The sequence below is a fragment of the Dermabacter sp. HMSC08H10 genome (assembly GCF_001807585.1).
In the GTDB taxonomy this organism is placed as follows: Bacteria; Actinomycetota; Actinomycetes; order Actinomycetales; family Dermabacteraceae; genus Dermabacter; species Dermabacter hominis.
Genome location: NZ_KV789416.1, coordinates 110,199 through 127,674, shown reverse-complemented (window position 1 = coordinate 127,674; position 17,476 = coordinate 110,199). Strand labels below are relative to the sequence as shown.

General features: G+C 59.0%; 13 protein-coding genes and 3 pseudogenes. 6 read left to right on the top strand and 10 right to left on the bottom strand.

Annotated elements, in window-relative coordinates; genetic code table 11:
- The first annotated feature begins 45 nt into the window (after positions 1 to 45).
- The 5 genes and pseudogenes from HMPREF3176_RS10500 (at position 46) to HMPREF3176_RS01715 (ending at position 5,161) form a co-directional block, all read left to right on the top strand.
- Positions 46 to 360, top strand: coding sequence for a hypothetical protein (locus HMPREF3176_RS10500; protein ID WP_246826621.1), 315 nt, complete (start codon positions 46 to 48; stop codon positions 358 to 360).
- 177 nt (positions 361 to 537) lie between these two features.
- Positions 538 to 2,124: a recombinase family protein gene (locus HMPREF3176_RS01730; protein WP_070457700.1), complete on the top strand. Its 1,587-nt coding sequence runs from the start codon at positions 538 to 540 to the stop codon at positions 2,122 to 2,124.
- Positions 2,125 to 2,134: 10 nt separating this feature from the next.
- The gene (locus HMPREF3176_RS01725; RefSeq protein ID WP_034371366.1) at positions 2,135 to 2,647 is read left to right on the top strand and encodes a hypothetical protein; all 513 of its coding nucleotides are present in this window, start codon (positions 2,135 to 2,137) and stop codon (positions 2,645 to 2,647) included.
- A gap of 918 nt (positions 2,648 to 3,565) precedes the next feature.
- Positions 3,566 to 4,644, top strand: a pseudogene (locus HMPREF3176_RS10495) (IS3 family transposase).
- Positions 4,598 to 5,161, top strand: a complete 564-nt coding sequence (locus HMPREF3176_RS01715; protein ID WP_141742330.1) for a DUF2848 family protein — start codon at positions 4,598 to 4,600, stop codon at positions 5,159 to 5,161. Before HMPREF3176_RS10495 ends, HMPREF3176_RS01715 begins: the two are co-directional and overlap by 47 nt.
- Before the next feature lie 111 nt (positions 5,162 to 5,272).
- Here the strand turns inward: HMPREF3176_RS01715 and HMPREF3176_RS01710 are convergent, their stop codons facing one another.
- The 7 genes and pseudogenes from HMPREF3176_RS01710 to HMPREF3176_RS01675 form a co-directional block, all read right to left on the bottom strand.
- A complete protein-coding gene (locus HMPREF3176_RS01710; protein WP_246826619.1) occupies positions 5,273 to 8,260 on the bottom strand; it encodes a Cna B-type domain-containing protein in 2,988 nt (995 codons plus the stop codon).
- 99 nt (positions 8,261 to 8,359) lie between these two features.
- Positions 8,360 to 9,540, bottom strand: a pseudogene (locus HMPREF3176_RS10670) (IS3 family transposase).
- Positions 9,541 to 9,641: 101 nt separating this feature from the next.
- Positions 9,642 to 10,238: pseudogene (locus HMPREF3176_RS10665) on the bottom strand (DDE-type integrase/transposase/recombinase); the annotation flags it as partial.
- Between the two features lie 117 nt (positions 10,239 to 10,355).
- Complete coding sequence (locus tag HMPREF3176_RS10660; protein WP_371327101.1) at positions 10,356 to 10,508, bottom strand: hypothetical protein; 153 nt, start codon at positions 10,506 to 10,508, stop codon at positions 10,356 to 10,358.
- Between the two features lie 102 nt (positions 10,509 to 10,610).
- Positions 10,611 to 11,024: a hypothetical protein gene (locus HMPREF3176_RS01695; protein WP_070457696.1), complete on the bottom strand. Its 414-nt coding sequence runs from the start codon at positions 11,022 to 11,024 to the stop codon at positions 10,611 to 10,613.
- A gap of 223 nt (positions 11,025 to 11,247) precedes the next feature.
- Positions 11,248 to 11,991, bottom strand: a complete 744-nt coding sequence (locus HMPREF3176_RS09960) for a zinc-ribbon domain-containing protein (protein WP_083286175.1) — start codon at positions 11,989 to 11,991, stop codon at positions 11,248 to 11,250.
- A 622-nt stretch (positions 11,992 to 12,613) separates the two neighbouring features.
- Complete coding sequence (locus HMPREF3176_RS01675) at positions 12,614 to 13,543, bottom strand: sugar-binding transcriptional regulator (RefSeq protein WP_070457688.1); 930 nt, start codon at positions 13,541 to 13,543, stop codon at positions 12,614 to 12,616.
- A 200-nt stretch (positions 13,544 to 13,743) separates the two neighbouring features.
- On the opposite strand from HMPREF3176_RS01675, the gene HMPREF3176_RS01670 reads away from it, so the two are divergent.
- On the top strand, positions 13,744 to 15,405 hold the full coding sequence (locus HMPREF3176_RS01670; protein ID WP_070457686.1) for a ribulokinase: 1,662 nt from the start codon (positions 13,744 to 13,746) through the stop codon (positions 15,403 to 15,405).
- Between the two features lie 28 nt (positions 15,406 to 15,433).
- On the opposite strand, the gene arsB is transcribed toward HMPREF3176_RS01670, so the two are convergent.
- The 3 genes from arsB to HMPREF3176_RS10415 all read right to left on the bottom strand — a co-directional run.
- A complete protein-coding gene (gene arsB / locus HMPREF3176_RS01665; RefSeq protein ID WP_070457684.1) occupies positions 15,434 to 16,519 on the bottom strand; it encodes an ACR3 family arsenite efflux transporter in 1,086 nt (361 codons plus the stop codon).
- A gap of 15 nt (positions 16,520 to 16,534) precedes the next feature.
- On the bottom strand, positions 16,535 to 16,957 hold the full coding sequence (locus tag HMPREF3176_RS01660; RefSeq protein ID WP_070457681.1) for an arsenate-mycothiol transferase ArsC: 423 nt from the start codon (positions 16,955 to 16,957) through the stop codon (positions 16,535 to 16,537).
- Between the two features lie 186 nt (positions 16,958 to 17,143).
- On the bottom strand, positions 17,144 to 17,476 hold a 333-nt coding region (locus tag HMPREF3176_RS10415; RefSeq protein ID WP_210386444.1), incomplete at its 5' end, for a Cna B-type domain-containing protein.

Below are 17,476 nucleotides of genomic sequence, written 5' to 3'. Positions count from 1 at the left end.
GGCGAACTGGTCCATCGAAACTGTGGCGTTGACGGCGAAGATCAAATGCGTGTCCTGCAACTGCTCGTTCGTGCGCAACATACGCAATCCGAAAACCCAAACTCGATCTCCACCGAGCACTGGATCTGCACCGAACGCAAGAAAGGCCGCAAAACCGGATGCGACACCTGCGAGATCTCTGACACGGCACTCAAAGGCTTCATCGCCCAAGTCCTTGACATCGAGACCTTCGACCAAGAGGTGTTCAACGAGCGTATCGACCACATCGACATGCAGGGAAAAGACCACTACACGTTTCATTACACCGATGGCACCAGCAGCTCGCACACGTGGCGACCAAACCTGAAGAAGAGCTCGTGAACCCCAGCAAGAAAAGCCGCCTGGGGTGAACTCTTGCGTGCCCGCTGGGCCGAAGCCAAAAGGCTCGGGTTGAACAACCCACGGCAAGCACCAACACCACCAGAAGCATTGGCGAAGTACCGGGCCGTGGCCAAGGCAGAGGCTGAGCGCCTGCGCGCCGAGCGAGGCGAACGCTAAATGGCCCGCACCGTCACAGCAATCCCCGCCACCCGAGCGCTCCACACTGGTGCTCCACTTGGACAAACGACTCTGCGCAGGGTCGCCGGGTATGCCCGCGTGTCCACCAACCACGACGATCAGGTGACGTCCTACGAAGCCCAGGTCGACTACTACACCCGCTACATTAGCGATCACGCGGGCTGGCAGTTCGTGAAGGTCTACACCGACGAAGGCATCACAGGCACCTCAACCAAACACCGCGCTGGATTCCAGCAGATGGTCACCGACGCGCTCGACGGCAAGATCGACCTGATCATCACCAAGAGTGTGTCCCGGTTCGCCCGCAACACCGTCGACTCGCTCACCACCGTTCGAACCCTCAAAGACAAAGGCGTGGAGGTCTTCTTCGAAAAAGAAGGCATCTGGACCTTCGACGCCAAAGGCGAGCTCCTCATCACCATCATGAGTTCCCTCGCCCAAGAAGAAGCCCGCTCCATCTCCGAAAACGTCACCTGGGGGCACCGCAAACGCTTCGCCGACGGCAAGGTCACCGTCCCATACTCTCGGTTCCTCGGATACGACAAAGGTGAAGACGGCAGCCTCGTCATCAACCCCGAGCAAGCCAAAACTGTGCGCCGGATCTACGGCATGTACCTGGAAGGCCACTCCATCAGGCATATCGCGCACACCCTGACAGACGAGCCAGCAACCTACACGGCAGCAGAGAATAAAACCTGGCATTACCAGTCCGTGCGCTCCATTCTCACCAACGAGAAATACAAAGGAGACGCACTCCTGCAAAAGAGCTACACCGCAGACGTCCTCACTAAGAAGCAAGTCATCAACGAGGGCGAAGTACCCCAGTACTACGTCACCGGAAACCACGAGGCCATCATCAGCCCCGCAGTGTGGGACTTCGTCCAAGCAGAACTCGCCAAAGGCACCGCGAATCAGCGAGCCCAACACCGCACCCGACCTTTCTCATCCACCCTTGTCTGCGGCCAGTGCGGGCACTTCTTCGGCTCGAAAACCTGGCACGCAGGCAGCAAATACGAAAAGGTCATCTGGCGCTGCGGCCACAAATACAAAGGCGACACCATGTGCACTACTGGGCACATCAACGATGAACGACTCAAGTACATGTTCCTCGAGGCTATCCGCCTCCGCTTCGGCTCACCTGCCGATGACACCGTCAACCACGCCGTACTCGACGCGCTCGACACCAGCGACCTCGAAGTCGAAGCAGCCGGACTGATCGCCCAGATCGACCAGGTAGCGAAAAAGCTCGAATCACTAATCGCCCACAACGCACGCGTCGCGCAAGACCAACAGGTTTACGAGAAGGCGTTCAACGCTAGCCAAGAACAGCACCAGGCGCTGTTAGCTGAGCACGCTGCCGTGGTCGACGAAATCCACAACAAGCACAACCGGCTGGCCACCTACCACTACTACAGGCAAGAGACCGCCAACCTTGAACTTGAACAGTTGGTCTTCAGCCCATACCTCTGCGTAGCTTTGCTCGACAAAGGCACCGTCGATGTCGACGGCAGGGTCACCTTTCAATTCCGCGACGGCAGCACCCAAGTAGTAGCCATCAAACAGTAACCCAGTATCTATGTCTAAGCGCCCGCCTCTACTTGGTGGGCGCTTGCGTATTCTCGGAATGGTGGATCGCTTACAACTGAGGGTTCTTCAGCAAGTTGAGGACTACGTGACGCCGTTCCAGGTGGTCGAGGGATTCGATGACTGCTGGTGGCACGACAGGGCTGGAAGAGTCGGCGAAGACTCCCCGGAGGGCAAGGAGTACATCCAGTTTCTTGCCGATGGTGTGGAAGTCGGGCGCGCTGAGGTGACAGATTGGCCACTCTCCGATAGCTACATCGGGATCGACTCGGAAGTGCTGACCAAAGAAATCTGGTTCTTTGAAATCCGCCGTGATCTTCGCCGACATCACTATGGGGCTGCGTTTGCAAGGCATCTGATCAGCCACTACTCAGGCTTTCCCTTGATCGCTTTCTCCGAAGGCGCTGACGAATTTTGGTCAGGAATCGGCTGGCACTATTACCCGCGTAAAGACGGGGATCCCCACTACCGCAAGCTCTTCGTTTCCCAGAAGATTGGCAAGTGATCTTCACCCGCTGGAAGTGAACCAATCAAGCGACTAAATCGTAGTTCCCGCTTGTTTGTACCCGTCGTGCCATGAAAGTTTCGCACAAGCACTCACGTTGGATACAAGAACCCGGTTCGAAGAACCACCACAATCAGGCGCCGACAGCCGTGATGACTACCGATTTTGCACTCGATAAACGGATTTAGAGCTGGGTTATCAAGCTGGGGAAACGCCCCTGCAAAGTCCGAGTTTGCCTCCGTGTCGAAGTGAACCAGTCAAAATTTCCGCGCATCGATGGTGAGACGACAGCTACCTACATCACTACTTACGGACACAACCTCCAGCCGCCACTGGATACAGGAGCACACTCGGCAGGAGCGTCGAGGGATCCGCTAACGTTCAAAGTGTCAAGTTGAAAAACTTCGCTGAGTTCGATTCTAATCGCTGGAATTATCAACTTTCGATCCATTGCTTGAGGGCAGCCCTAATAGCCATTGCACAAGTAGAGCAGACACAGATGGCCGCAGGGCATCAAACGCTTTCACAGATTCCACACCCTGTAATACAGGGCGAATTTCTCAAATCTCTTTGGTGGCACCTTTCAAGTAATTTTATGGCGATGCCTACATACATTTACCGCAGGTTTTGGATTCTTAGCTGCCCAGGTTGGACAATTTTCACATTGCCATGATTTGGCTCGATTACACAAAGGGCACAGCGACATTAACTCAGCAAGAACATGGGGTATGTTTACCCGTCAATCTCAAAAGGGATGCGATGATCAACTTGTAACACTCCACCAGCAACGCCGCATACTTCACATCTCCCAGAGCTCTTTACTGCATCCGATACATTCTTCGAAAATGCTCGGGACTGCTGAGGGTTTGGTTGACGTTTGGGTTGCTTCGCGGTTGCGGGGCGGGAAGGATGTTGATCATGCCGAAGGTCTATAGTGAGCAGTTCAAAGCTGATGCGGTGACGGACGCGCGTCTACAGGCTCATGGGATGAGCCCGTCAAATGATCCCGTGGTGGCCAAAGAGATGAGTGCTGTCCTGAAACGGATCCGTGAACTAGAAATGGAAAACGAGGTTCTTAGGGCTGCAGCAGCTTATTTGAGCCAGGAAACAATCCAACCAAAAGGATCTTCCCGACCATGGAAGCACAGGTCGCAAAGGGTAAGGCAACCTTGACGATCGCGACTCGGGTGTTAAAGTTTTCTCGCCAAGCATTCTACAAGTGGCTGGCTAAGCCGCTCTCGGACAGACGATGGAGGGGACGAGGAGCTTATAGCTAAGATTCGTCTGATCCACCACAATGATCCTGAGTTCGGTTACCGGTTGATCGCTGATGAACTCCATGCTCAAGGGGTAAAGATTTCTGAGCGACGAGTGTGGCGATTGTACTCGAGTGCTGAGATCTTCTTCGGTGATCTCCAGGCGCAAACCACGTAGGAAGAAGCCGGTGGGCCGGTCCACGATGATCTGCCTGCCAGGCACTTCCATGCCGATACCCCAAATACTGCGTGGGTGACCGACATTACTGAGCATTGGACAGGCGAAGGAAAACTGTCTCGGTGTGCGATCAAAGACCTGCACTCGCGTAAAATCGTGGGCTACGCCACTAGTGCGCGGATAAAATCAGGTTTGGCTGTGGCCGCGTTAGATGGCGCAAGGAGGAAACGAGGACATCCCCGTGGCGTGATCGTCCACTTCGATCGAGGCTCACAACCTTGCTCTAGGAGTTTTCGTGCCGCATTGAAGACCTACCATGCCAAGGGCCCCATGGGCAGGCCCGGAGCCTATGGGGATAACGCGGCCATAGAGTCATTCTGCGCCCTTGTGCAAAAGAATGTCCCTAACCGTCAATCCTGGGCCAACCGCCAAGAGCTCTTCGTAGCGATCGCCACTGGATCGAAAGCACCTAGCACCGCAAGAGACGCCAACGCGCGCCCGGTAAATTGACACGCATTGAATACGGAACCATCACGGGAGCAGCCGCACCACTCGCGGCCTAAAAAACAGAAGGAAAACTGTCAACCAAACCTTCAGCAGTCCCTCCAGCACAACATGACATCCGGCAAAGCCAAGTGGGCCATAGTCTTCACCGCCAACGACGTCTTGCCCACCGTGGCCTGCGGTCTCACCGACCGCGCGTTGGAAGAGAACGGCGTTGCCTGGAGCAAGAAAACGTCCCCAGACGTGCTGAGCAAGAAAGCATGGCGCCTGAAGGACGTTGAAGAAAACCTCGACGCGATCCGCCTTGAAGCGTTCGTCACCGCTGCTGACCGCAACGGAAAACAGATCCAGAACGGAACCCTCGCAGAGCTTCTGCCACCAAAGTATTGGATCGAGAAAGTCACCGAACGCGGCGACGCGGAAGAAGGCACCATCTTGATCTCCGGCGCCATCCCTATAGATGGCGAGGTCAACCAGTTCGCGAACGCATGGCGCGTGGCGATGACCAACCCAGACACCGACGACACCATCGCGATCGCCTACACCATCAAACCAATGCTAGAACCAATCGGCTAACAACGAAATGGGCTGGGCATGGATTTTGAAGTCCATGCCCAGCCCTTTTGTAGCCTGCAGAGGTATACTCGTCAGTTCGCTTTATCCCTCCAGGTTCTCACCACAGCAGTTTCACTGCTTACGTGGTCGCCTCCTGAGGAACAATCCAACACCGAGCAACGTGGCCGCGATCGCGAGGAAGCCTGCAACTTCCACACCAGTTCGAGGCAGCCCCTTCTCAGGAACCCTCGGTTTCTCCGGCGTCGGCTCCGGCGTTGGTTCCTCACCTGGTTCCGGTGTTGGCTCCGGGGTTGGTTCTGGCGCCGGCTCAGGAGTCGGATCCGGTGTCGGCTCAGGAGTCGGATCCGGTGTCGGCTCAGGAGTCGGCTCAGGAGTCGGATCCGGTGTCGGCTCAGGAGTCGGATCCGGTGTCGGATCAGGAGTCGGATCCGGTGTCGGATCAGGAGTCGGATCCGGTGTCGGCTCCGGTTCACGTGTATTCGTGACCGTCACCTCGAAGACGCTACCGGCGTCCGCCACCTTGACCTGCGAGGTGTAGCCCTCAACCGAGTCTTCCTGCACCGTATAACTGACCGGCTCATCATCGACCGTGGCTGGTAGCGATTCGAACGTGTGCTTCCAACCATTTGCGGCCGAAAGCACAACCTTCTCGCCCACCGGGGTGCGTTTATCTCCCTGCTGGCGCATCAACTGCACCTGCACCGAGTCCGGAGTCTCCGTAAGAGTCTCGCCGTTCTCGTCCTTCCACACCTTCTCAACGCTGACGTCGACAGGCGTACGCACCGTGAACTGCGCAGACGTACGCATCCGCAGTTTCGTGTTCTCAGCACGACCCACGGCCTTGTTGACAACAACATCGCCATGCTGGGCTTGATGCAGCTCAGTCTTCACAGTAATCGTTTGACTATCCCCAAATGCCAGCGGGGCTTTGGTGATAACGCGGAGCGCGGTTGCGTCCTCCTTCACGCCTTCTTCCCAGATGTCAGACGGCGTTCCGGTGCCACCATTGACCTTGGCATTCGGGTCTTCATCAATCTCAGCTGGGTCCACAGTGGTGCTGTAGACCTTCGCGCCTTCAGCACCTTCAACTCCGGTCACCTTGAGTGTGCCATCAAACTTCGAACCCTGGGAATCATCGTTTGACGGAAGCACATCGATCACGTCAGTGAGGTTCGAACGTGTCGGGTCATTCGACGTCAGGCTAAGCGTCCATTCGTTAGCCGCAACACCGTTCCGAGTCGTCTCAACAACAGGCGTTTCAACGTTTTTCTTCAGCGACGTGTAGCCGGCCCGCGGCACCGTCACCTTAGCTGTCGCCTTGCGGGTCTGGCCCTGGCTCGATGCCGCGACCTCGTTGGTGTAAACCGCTCCAGGCTTTGCGTCCTTAGGCAACTTCGCCTTGTAGTTAATGACGTAAGCGTTGCCGTCCTCAAAGACGCGGATATTAGGCTCAACGCCATCCTTCGTCCACGTCAAAACCTGCTGGCCGTTAGCGTCGGTCTTCACGTCAGGCTCAACGTCAGCGCTACCCGGAACATACTCCATGCCCGCCGGCAGGGTGTCTTCGATAACCACCTGATCCTTAGGCATGTTCGCAACCTCGGATTCGAGGCCGTAACGAATCGTATAGTCAGCTTCCTCACCCGGACCATACTCCGGCTGGGCGACGTCCTTGACTACAACAGGCAGCGAGGGAACCACGCGTAGAAGGTCACGCCCCGGGCCTGCATATGGATAGCGGACCCCGTCGGTGATAACGCCAGGGGATGCGAACCCAGGAGTGATCTCCCGTTCGTTAGTGACGCGGTCATAAGCAATCTTCGCGTCAAGACCCATCGTCCAGTCGGTTCGTGTCTCGTTGAGAACAGAAGTCCACGCCCACACGTCTGCGCCAATCTCTACGTCATCGTGAATCTTCTGTTCGATAACCAGGTAGAAGTATGACTGCGGGAGCTTCGACAGGTGCCCCTTATCGCGAGGCACACGCAACTTGACAGCCTTCACTGTGGAGAGATCTGCAGGCTTGGTGTAGCTCCAGCCGTCTTTTTCATCTTTACCTTCATCAAACGGGGTTTCTTCAGTTCCGCATTTGAAAAGGTTAGGGTCCTCAACCTCACCCGTGTAGTAGAGGATCTTGAGGTCCTCCACGTTTTCGCCATAGTAGACGTTCGGCTTCGCGTAGGGGTCAGCAACAACGCGGGCGTTGACGAAATCGACGCGCTCGGTATCCAGGGTGTTGCAAATCCAGTTGTCAGAGAAGCCCTCAACACGCGGAGGAGCGATTCCGGAAACCGACATCACAGTAGAGCCCACCGGAGCACGCGACGTATCAGACCATCCGATACCTGGGTATGCCTTCGGATGCTGGGACCCGACAACCCATGCACCCGTCCAGTTGCCGCGAATCATCGGGGCGCGGTTCTGGTTGTTCGATGGGTCGTCTTCACTCGTTGAGCCATCGACGGCGGTGTACGTCGGCGTCGATGCTTTCAGCGTCACGTTGGTGTTTCGGTTCGAACCAGGCCCGGTGGCCTTATACGGAACCTTGATGCGCAGCTCTCCAGCGGCGATAACTTCGCGCGGATGCTTCGGCTGAACCTGCGGCAAACGGACACCATTCGAGTCAAGCTCAGGACGTTTCGAAACATAATCCAGATCAGACAACGTCAGTCGGAAAGTGTTCGTCTCAGGATCAACCAGAGTGAACTCACACGTAGGGAACTTCGCGGTCTGTTCCTGCGGCTTACCGGGAGCGGAGTACGGGTAGCCGGAATGCACACGATCAATAGGCGCACACGCTACATCCTGCGTAGTGATTCTTTCACCGCGGACACCATTGATCGTGATGTCATAGCTGACGCTTTCCGGGCCCGCCGCTGACCCCGTTGAATGCGCCAACGAGAACGGGAAAGACATGACCTGGTACGTGTCTGGCTGACCAGTCAATGAGCTCGGCGCACCAGCATCAAACTTAGCGTCCATGATGAACGGCGCGACGATCGGGATTTCTGGCAGCTCAGCTTCAAGACCCCGGAAGGTCGCCTTCGCAGAGACCTTCGACTCAGCCGGGCCATCAACCTTGACACCCGATAGCACCATCTGAGCTGTACCCTCATCGCGCTCACCGATGTCACAAGTCAGAGTGCGCTTATCTTCTGAAATCTTTGAAGCTGAAGCGCCCTGGGTTTTGTTCCGTGGTTAGACGGTCGCGGGCGCGGTGGTCGTGGGGTGAGTGTAGGACGCTTCGACTCTCGCGGGGGTGCGGTAGCCGAGCGCTTCGTACAGACGCTCGGCGTTCCATCAGTGGACCCAGCCCATGGTGGCGATCTCGACCGCCTGGGTGGACTCCCAGATTCGCTAGGAGTGGATCAGCTCGGCCTTGAACAGGCCGTTGATGGTCTCGGCCAGGGCGTTGTCGTAGGAGTCTCCGAGGGAGCCGACCGATGCGGTGACCCCGGCGGTGATCAGCGCGTCGAAGTACGCCAGAAAAACGTATTGGGCTCCTCGATCGCTGTGATGGATCAGTCCGCTCTGGCTGCGCACGACGCCACGGGTCAGCAGTGCGTGCTCCAGCGCCAGCAGGGGCAGGCCGTCGATGTGGAGAATCGCAGCGACCGCCGATCCGACGATCTTGCGAGTGCATACGTCGGTGATGACGGCGACGCAGCAGAATCCGGCGAGGATCCGCACGTCGGTGATGTCAGCGACCCACAGGCGGTTCGGCTGCTCTGCAGTAAAGCGCCGCTCGACCGGATCCGGGCGGACATCGGGCACGTGAGTGGGGTATTTATGGTGACCGGCTTCCGGCCACGCCGCACCGCGTGAAGGCCGGCTCCTCGCATGAGCCGGGCGACCTGGTCACAGCCCAAATCCCAGCCAGCGCGCCGCATCGCATGGTGCTTCTTCCGCACGCCGTAGACGCTGTAGTTCTCGGCGTGGATGCGCCGGATCTCCGGGAGAAGAACCTCATCCCGCAGCGCCCTGGCCGAGGCTGAGCGTGCCTGGGCGGCCCGGTAGCCGCGGGAGGTGATGAACCCACATTCTGTCGCGCTGAGCACGCGGCAGATGACCTCGACCCCGAACTGATCACGGTGCTCGTCGATGAACCGGATCACCTCGTCGTGGGGCGGTCGAGTTCCGCGGCGAAAAGCCGAGGCCGCTTTGAGGATCTCGTTGGCACGGCGAGCTTCAGCCAGCTCGCGGCGCAAGCGCCGGTTCTCCTCCTCGAGTGACTCGCTGCTGCCAGCGGACGGTTCGGTGGGGCCGCAGCGGTTGCACCAGATCCGCGGGGTCTCCAGGCCGACACCGAGTTGGGGTGCGATGGCCCGGATCGACTCTGCACGTGGGCCCGCCTCGCGGGCTTGACGCTCGTAGACCATCCGCACGGCGCAGTCACGCAGCTCGGGACTGAACTTCTCAGGGCTACCTTCGATTCTCCTTGCTGAGACTCGGAACAGAACCCAGGACGCTTCATAAGCGCCTTCTGGAACTTCCGACTCCGAAATTGGCTTTCCCTATCGCTACGCACCACCACGCCTTCTACCCAGCCACGCTGCATGAGCGCGTTCTCCAACGCTCGAACCGCGAGCGACGCTTTCATGCGGGAATCGATCGCGCACCCGACAATCTTGTTCGAACACACATCCTTGAACGCACACAGGTACAGCTTCCCCTCACCAGTCCAATGCTCGGTGATATCCACCAACCATTTCTCATCCAAACCATCAGCCGTAAAATCGCGTTGCACCAGTTCGTCACCTACCGGCGCACCAGCTTTCTGGTAGCGGCGCTTTCGTGTCGTAATGGTCGACTGAATGCCGGCGATCTTGCACAGCCACCACACCCGTCGCTCCGAGATGACAAAGCCGAGATCATGCAGATCATCAGCGAGCACCCGGCACCCGCCCTCGGGGTCGTCCTCGTGGAGTTCACGCAATACTTGAATGATCTGCGCGTCAGCAATCTTTCGGGCAGACAACGGCTGTTTCAGCCATTGGTAATGCGCCTGCTTCGTAAACGCCAGCACCCGGCACGCCACCGCCACCGGCACTCGAATGCGGGCACCGGGCGCGGCCATCTCTTGGACGAGTGGGAACACTGTTTTGTGGGCGTGATATGAATCTGCGACAAATACGTCGCCGCACGCCTGAGTACCTCGTTCTCCTGCTCGAGGAGCCGGTTCCGACGCATCAATTCACGAATCTGCGCATTCTCGCCCCGGGGTCACGTCTTTTGCTACCGGCAGGCCAGCGTCACATCTGTCAGCATCAGCGACCCATTTCGACATTGCTGATCTCGAGATACCAAGATCGCGACACACCTCGCGTTGCGTGGCACTTGCCCGCACCAACGCGACGACGTCTTACTTGAACTCTTCTGCGTACTTCATCACTAATCATTCTCCTTCACCCCACCCGCATGCACGAGTGGACAGGAGTCAACCAACCCCTCAGCAGACCCCACCTTCTCCAGCAAAATCAGGTGCGCCTAGTGCGGGGTCTGGTACGGGTCGAAAACCTGGCATGCCGGCACCAAATACGAAAAACGCATCTGGCAGTGCAACCACAAATACGCAGGTGGAACCTCGTGTGCGACCCCTCATGTCAGCGATGAACAAATCACCCCCGCGTTCCTCGACGCCGTCCACCACTTCCTCGCCAGCCGGGACCAGGTCGACGAGCTGGTCGACAAGGCCGTACGAGTCGAACTGGACACCACCGACCTTCATATCGAAACCGACCAACTCTTCGCGCGCGTCGGTGCGACCGCCGAGACGATCGACGCGCTGATAGCCCGCAACGCCCGCATCGCCCAAGACCAGGCTGAATACCAGAGCCGCTTCGACACACTCACCGACGAGCACGCCACCCTCCTAGAGGAGTACCACCGGCTCCTCGACCAGATCAGCGACCTCGACAACCGGCAAGCCGCCTACTGCCACTACCAGGAAGAACTCGACAAACTCGACATCGACCACATCGAGTTCACCCCATACCTATGTCACGCCCTCGTCGACCACGCCAAAATCAGCGTCGACGGCACCATCACGTTCACGTTCAGGGATGGAAGTTCGCAGGCGATCTCGCTCAAGAAATGATCGTCTCAGCAATAACTGCGACATTGTGTACAGGGCCTTGGGCGCCGGAGTACACGGTGATTTCACGGTAGTTCGGGTGTGCGATGTTCAGCGAAGGGAGTGGGGCTTCACGGAGTCGAACAACAAGGAACCCGTCTGCTAGGAGATCTAAGGTCTTGACGCGATCAACGTCCGCTTTGTTGCGATGCCAGTACGAGCCGTCATATTCGATGGCGAGTTGTTTCCCGGATGGAAGATCCACGCAAATATCAACAGTCCAGGAGGAGTGAGTCTGGAACTTTGCGGAATGAATGCGGGAACCAGATTTCGCGTTTCCCCAGTGCGCAAGAGCTGCTGAATAGTACTCGGTCTCGATCCGTGATTTTCCTGTTTCGATGCACTCCGGGCATTGCGACCCATTGACTCGCGCTGCGGGCATGGCTCGCCACACATGAGCCGGATCGTTTTTGCATACCCAAAGGGGTGGCTCAGCAAGTTGCGAGGTGTTCGGACGGATTTCCCACGGCGAGAGCGGATTGTCTGGCGACCATTCCTCGGCAACCTCTGGATAGTGGTATGCCAGCGAATCAAGGATTGTATGGCACACCGGGCAGCGCCACTGCTCATATTTATCGCGTTCTCGGGGAGTGGCTTGGAACTCATGTCCGCAGACAGGGTCACGCCACCAGACAATGCGACGGGACTCGGGAGAGACGTCTGCAAGGCGCAAATTGCCATTCTTGGTGGGTGCCACTGGCTGCTGATCTCTGGTGTCAACCTACTCGCGGAGGGATCAGCTGCCGCAGCATCCGCATTAGCTTTCCTGGTCTTAATTGCCTTGCAAGCAGAACAGCCCCCAAACAGACAGTTGAGAGGTTGACGCGTGTTTCGGTGACCAGCAGGACACCGGAATCTATAACCCGAACCCCAGTGGTTCTCGTCGACTCGAACACCCTCAGGAGAGAGGTCGTCGTCCCAAGCGGTCAACAGCTCGGGTACATCAGCGATAGTCTTACCTGCAAAAGAAGCTCTTTTCTCTTCCCAGGCGACCCGCCGAATCTCCTGACACTCAGGACAGGAGAAATAGTCATTCGTGACATCTAGGATGCGAGCCTTGAACGAATGCAATTCAGGGCAGGTCCACCGCGCTTCTCATACACGGCAGCCGTACGGCCACTAATACCGAAGCACCGAAGAAGTCCGCGCACAAACTCCTGAGCCTCGCCTTTTTCATATCCCTCCGCATCGCGCCACTCCGCCATAAACGCGCCCGCGCGATTGCGGATATCGGAAAGAACGAGAGGCTTCGGCATGGCAGCTCCAGGGCGCGGTAACGATACTGTCTGCATCTACGTTACCGGGCAGCCTCGCTCGCCCTAATGTGCTTCGAGAAGAGCCTCGGCCGTGTCACGGTCGGTGACAAGTCCCGTGATGAGGCCGGTGCGGGCCGCACCGAGAATGGCCGACACTTTCTTTGCCCCCGCCGCGACCGCGATGACGCGGGGGGTTTGGCTCAAGTGGTGAGTTTCGAGGGTCATGCACATTCTGGTGACTTCGGGAGCGAGGACCCTGCCGGCCTCGTCAAACCAGATGCCTGCGAGTTCACCGGCGGGCCTGACGTGATCGAGCCGCGCCCTGACCGAGGGCGGGAATTCGCGATAGAGCTGCGTTTCCTTGTGTTCCCATGAGCCAATCGACACGACGGCCGTGTCAAGGTGTTCGAATTGCCCCCGCACATAGGAGTGGGTTTCGAAGAGCTGGCGGCGCATTTCTGGCGAGCGGACGTAGAAGGGGACCGGGAGGTCGTGGATGTAGCCGTTGGCGCTGAGAACAGCCTCGCGGATGTTGTCGATTGGCGACGACGCATGCGCGGCCGCTAGGGCGCCAGAGATCTGGATGACGGTGATGGGGGGAAGGTGTCGGAGGTTCTTCGCGACCTCGGCCACCGTGCGCCCCCACCCGAGGCCCAGGTTATCCCCGGGCTTCACAAGTTCGCCGAGCAGTTGCGCTCCCATTGATCCGAGTTGCGTGCGCACATCGGTGTCTGTTCCGTTGGAGCCGATCACTCGCACGTAGCGGAGGCCGAGGTGGCTCGCGAGGGGCTCGGAGAGCATGGGCAGATCAGTGGACGGGTCGATGATCTCAAGGCGAATGATGCCTTCTTCGCGACCCTTGGCCAGGAGCCGTGCGATGCGAAACCGGGAGATGCCGAACTCTTTGGCGAGCTGCACCTTGGAGACGTCTTCGAGGTAGTGGCGGCGCGCGAGAGACGCAATCAATTGCGGCTCGGGCAACTCGGCATCCATCGGTGCCTCTCTCCTCAAATGTCCTGGTCTGGTCAGGCGCCTAGCCTTCTCCACGCACTTTACCGTGATTGACATGGGTCACACCAAGGGCTAGTGTGCTCATGTGAGCAGCCAAGGGCGCTCATTTGAGCATACGTCACGCTGGGGCAGCGGGTCACCCGTCCAAAGCCCTCGCACACACCCACTCGAAGAGGAGTGACATGGCAGAAAGCAGCACATACGCGATTGGCGTCGACTTCGGAACCGAATCCGCCCGCTCAGTCTTGGTGCGGCTTGCCGATCGCGCGGAAATCGAAACCGCGACCCACCTCTACGAACACGGCGTGATGACCGAAACGCTCGCCGCCTCGGGGGAAAAGCTCGCCCCCAACACCGCACTGCAGGATCCCGACGATTACCTCGTCGCCCTCGAAAAGGTCGTGCGCGCCGTCGTCGACCGCAGCGGGGTGGATCCTCAGCAGATCGTTGGCCTCGGCGTTGACACCACCGCCTGCACGATCGTGCTGACAGACGACGACCTGGCTCCACTCTCGCGCTCCCCCCGCTGGAAGAAACACCCGCTGGCCTACGCGAGGCTGTGGAAGCATCATGCCGCGCAAAACCACGCCGAAGAAATCAACCGCGCTGCCGAAGCCGAAGGCGGCCTCTTCCTGCCGCAATACGGAGGGCGCCTTTCATCCGAATGGGTGCTCCCAAAAGCCCTGCAAACCCTCCGCGACGATCAAGAGGTGTACGACGCTACCTCGCGCATCATCGAGCAAGAAGATTGGATCGTCTCGACGCTCGTGGGCACGGAAGTGCGCGGAGCATCCGTCGCAGGCTTCAAAGGCAACTACCGCGAAGAAGCGGGAGGCTACCCCTCCCCCGAGTTCCTCAATTCGCTCGAACCCGGCTTCGCGGGCGTTCTCGACAAACTGGGGCACGAATTCCTCACCCCAGGCGAAAGCGCCGGGACGCTCACCTCTGAGTGGGCCACGCGGCTCGGGCTCGACACTCACGTCACCGTTGCCGCCGGCAACATCGATGCGCATGCCGCCTTCCTCGGTGCTGGCGCCGCGCAGCCCGGAACCATGGTGGCCGTCATGGGCACAAGCGTGTGCAACCTCGTCGTTTCCAAAGAGCACCGCACCCCGCGCGGAATCCAGGGAGTCGTCAAGAACGGCATCCTGCCCAACCACTGGGCTTACGAAGCGGGCCAAGCGGGCTTCGGCGACACCTTCGGGTGGTTCGCCCGCAACATGACCTCGGCCGACATCGCCGACCTCGCCTCCATTTCCGCGACCTCCACCTTCGAAGTCCTGGAGTCGAAAGCCCAGGCCCTGCAGCCCGGCGGCTCTGGCCTCATCGTCCTGGATTGGATGAACGGCAACCGCTCCACGCTCATTGACTCGAACCTCTCCGGGGCTATCGTCGGACTCACCCTCGACACGCGCGACTACCACATTTACCGCGCGCTCCTCGAAGGTGCGGCCTTCGGGCAACGGATCATCCTCGAAGCATTCGAAGAGGCCGAGGTTCCGATCAACCGCTTCATCGTGTGCGGCGGAATCCCCGCCAAGAGCCCCCTGCTCATGCAAATCCTTGCCGACGTCACCGGAATGCCGGTCGAGGTGTCTTCCTCCGCGAACACCTCCGCCCTGGGCGCGGCCCTCCACGGCGCGATCGCCGCAGGTGAACTGACCTGGCAGAGCGCCGGCAAAGCTGAGTCAGCGATCGCGACCGTTTACCGGCCCAACCCCACCGCCCACGAGGCCTACAACGAGATCTACACCCACTACCGCGCAATTCACGACACCTTCGGGATCGACCAACGCTCCCTCATGCACAGCTTGCGAGAAATCCAGGCCAACTCCACCCACTAACCGCGCCGGGGCGACAAGCTCCGGGCGCTCAAGCCCGACCGACGTGCGAGACGCGCGGTAGCGTCGGATCCCCAGGGAAAAGGCGAGGCCCCACAGCGCGCATCACGTACACGAGCGCGACCAGCACGGGAATCTCCACCATCGGTCCGATCGTGCCCGCGAGTGCTTGCGAAGAGGTCGCGCCGAAGGTTCCGATTGTCACGGCGATCGCGAGCTCGAAATTGTTTCCGGCGGCTGTGAAGGCCGTGGAGGCACTCTGCGCATAGTTCATGCCCGATGCGCGGGCGGCAATAAGCGAGATTCCAAACATGAGCACGAAATAGGCGAGCAGTGGCAGGGCAACACTTGCGACGCTCCAGGGGTGCTGCAGGATCTGCCGGCCCTGGAGGCAAAACAGCACCACGATCGTGTAGAGCAGCCCGATCATCGCGAGTGGCGAGACCTTGGGGAGAAAGGAATGCTCGAACCATTCCCGGCCTTTGTATCGCTCACCGAGGATGCGTGAAAGCACGCCGAGGGCGAGCGGGATGCCGAGGAAAATGAGCACGCTTTTCGCGATCGCCGCAAAGGAGAAGTGCACACTGGCGGTATCTAACCCCAGCCATCCTGGGAGGACCTGCAGGTAGAACCAGCCGAGCACCGAGAACATGAGGAGCTGGAACACGGAATTGATCGCTACGAGAACAGCGGTTGCTTCACGGTCCGCGCACGAAAGATCGCTCCACACAAGCACCATGGCGATGCAGCGCGCGAGACCCACGATCACAAGGCCCGTTCGAAGCTCCGGTTCGTTCGGCAGGAACACCCACGCTAGAGCAAACATCAGGAGTGGACCCAGGACCCAGTTGAGGAGCAGCGAGAGGATCATGAGCCGCCTATCGCGCACGATTTTCCTCGCTTTTTCAAACCGCACCTTCGCAAGAGGCGGATACATCATGACGAGAAGGCCGAGAGCGATCGGCAGCGAAATGTCGCTAATTTTTACGTGGTTGAGCACTTCCGCGGTTTGCGGAACCCACACGCTCAGCGCAATTCCCACGCCCATCGCCACAAGGATGAAAAGCGGCAAAAGGCGGTCCAGGATGGACAGTCGGGGTGCGGAGGTATCCTGCACAATTGGTCCTTTCGTTTACTCGGCGCTTGCGGTCAGTTCTGCAAGCAGAGCCCGAACGCGTCGATCAATATCGTCGCGGATGAGGGCCATGCGCTCCTCCCCCTCGATTCCGCGCAAGGAGGGCTCGTCGATGTCCCATTTTTCGATCGTGCCGCGCATCCCCTCGATCGGTTCGACGTGTGCGTCTCCACCCACAATGATGGTGCGGTGTGCGGCGCGCAGAATGCGTGGGTCGATCGGCTTCGGGAATTCCCCGTCAAAATTTCCTCCGACGGCTGCCACGCTCACGCGAGAAGCTTCATTGAGCGCCGTTCCCGGCTTCGTGCCCGCTGAATGCACCTCGACCGCACCGTGTGCATGGTGACGCATGAGTGCTGCCGCCATTTGGCTCTTGCCGCCATTTTTCACGCACACGAACAGCACACTTGGTGCATTCATGGTTTCCCTCCTCGCAGAAATGAATAGTCAGCGCTCATTCTAGGAGGCGTCGGCTCTGACCGGATCGGCGGGCCGGGCAGGGCGGGAACTCGAGCGGACATCGCGAATCCGCTTTCACGCGAGTGGCCCCCGGAAGCATGTCACTTCCAGGGGCCACTCACCTTTAGGCCAAGCCTTTAGCCGCGATCAGGGCTTGCGACGCCTCACAATCGCCACGCCCACTCCCATCAGAACGATGGCCAGGGCTGCGGCGGCGCCCACCTCGGTGCCGGTGCGGGGCAGCGGCAAACGGGGCTTTTCAGGGACCGGAGGTGTTGCCGGCGGCGTTGGTGGCGTAGGCGGGGTTGCCGGAGGCGTTGGCGGCGTCGGCGGTGTCTGCGGCGGGATCTGTGTATTCGTGATCGTGAAGCCATCGCGAGCATTACCCGTCACGATCGAGGTGTAACCATCGACCTCAAGCTCCTCAACCGAGTAGGTGATGCCAACCTTCTTACCGTCCACAAGCTGCCACTCAGGCAA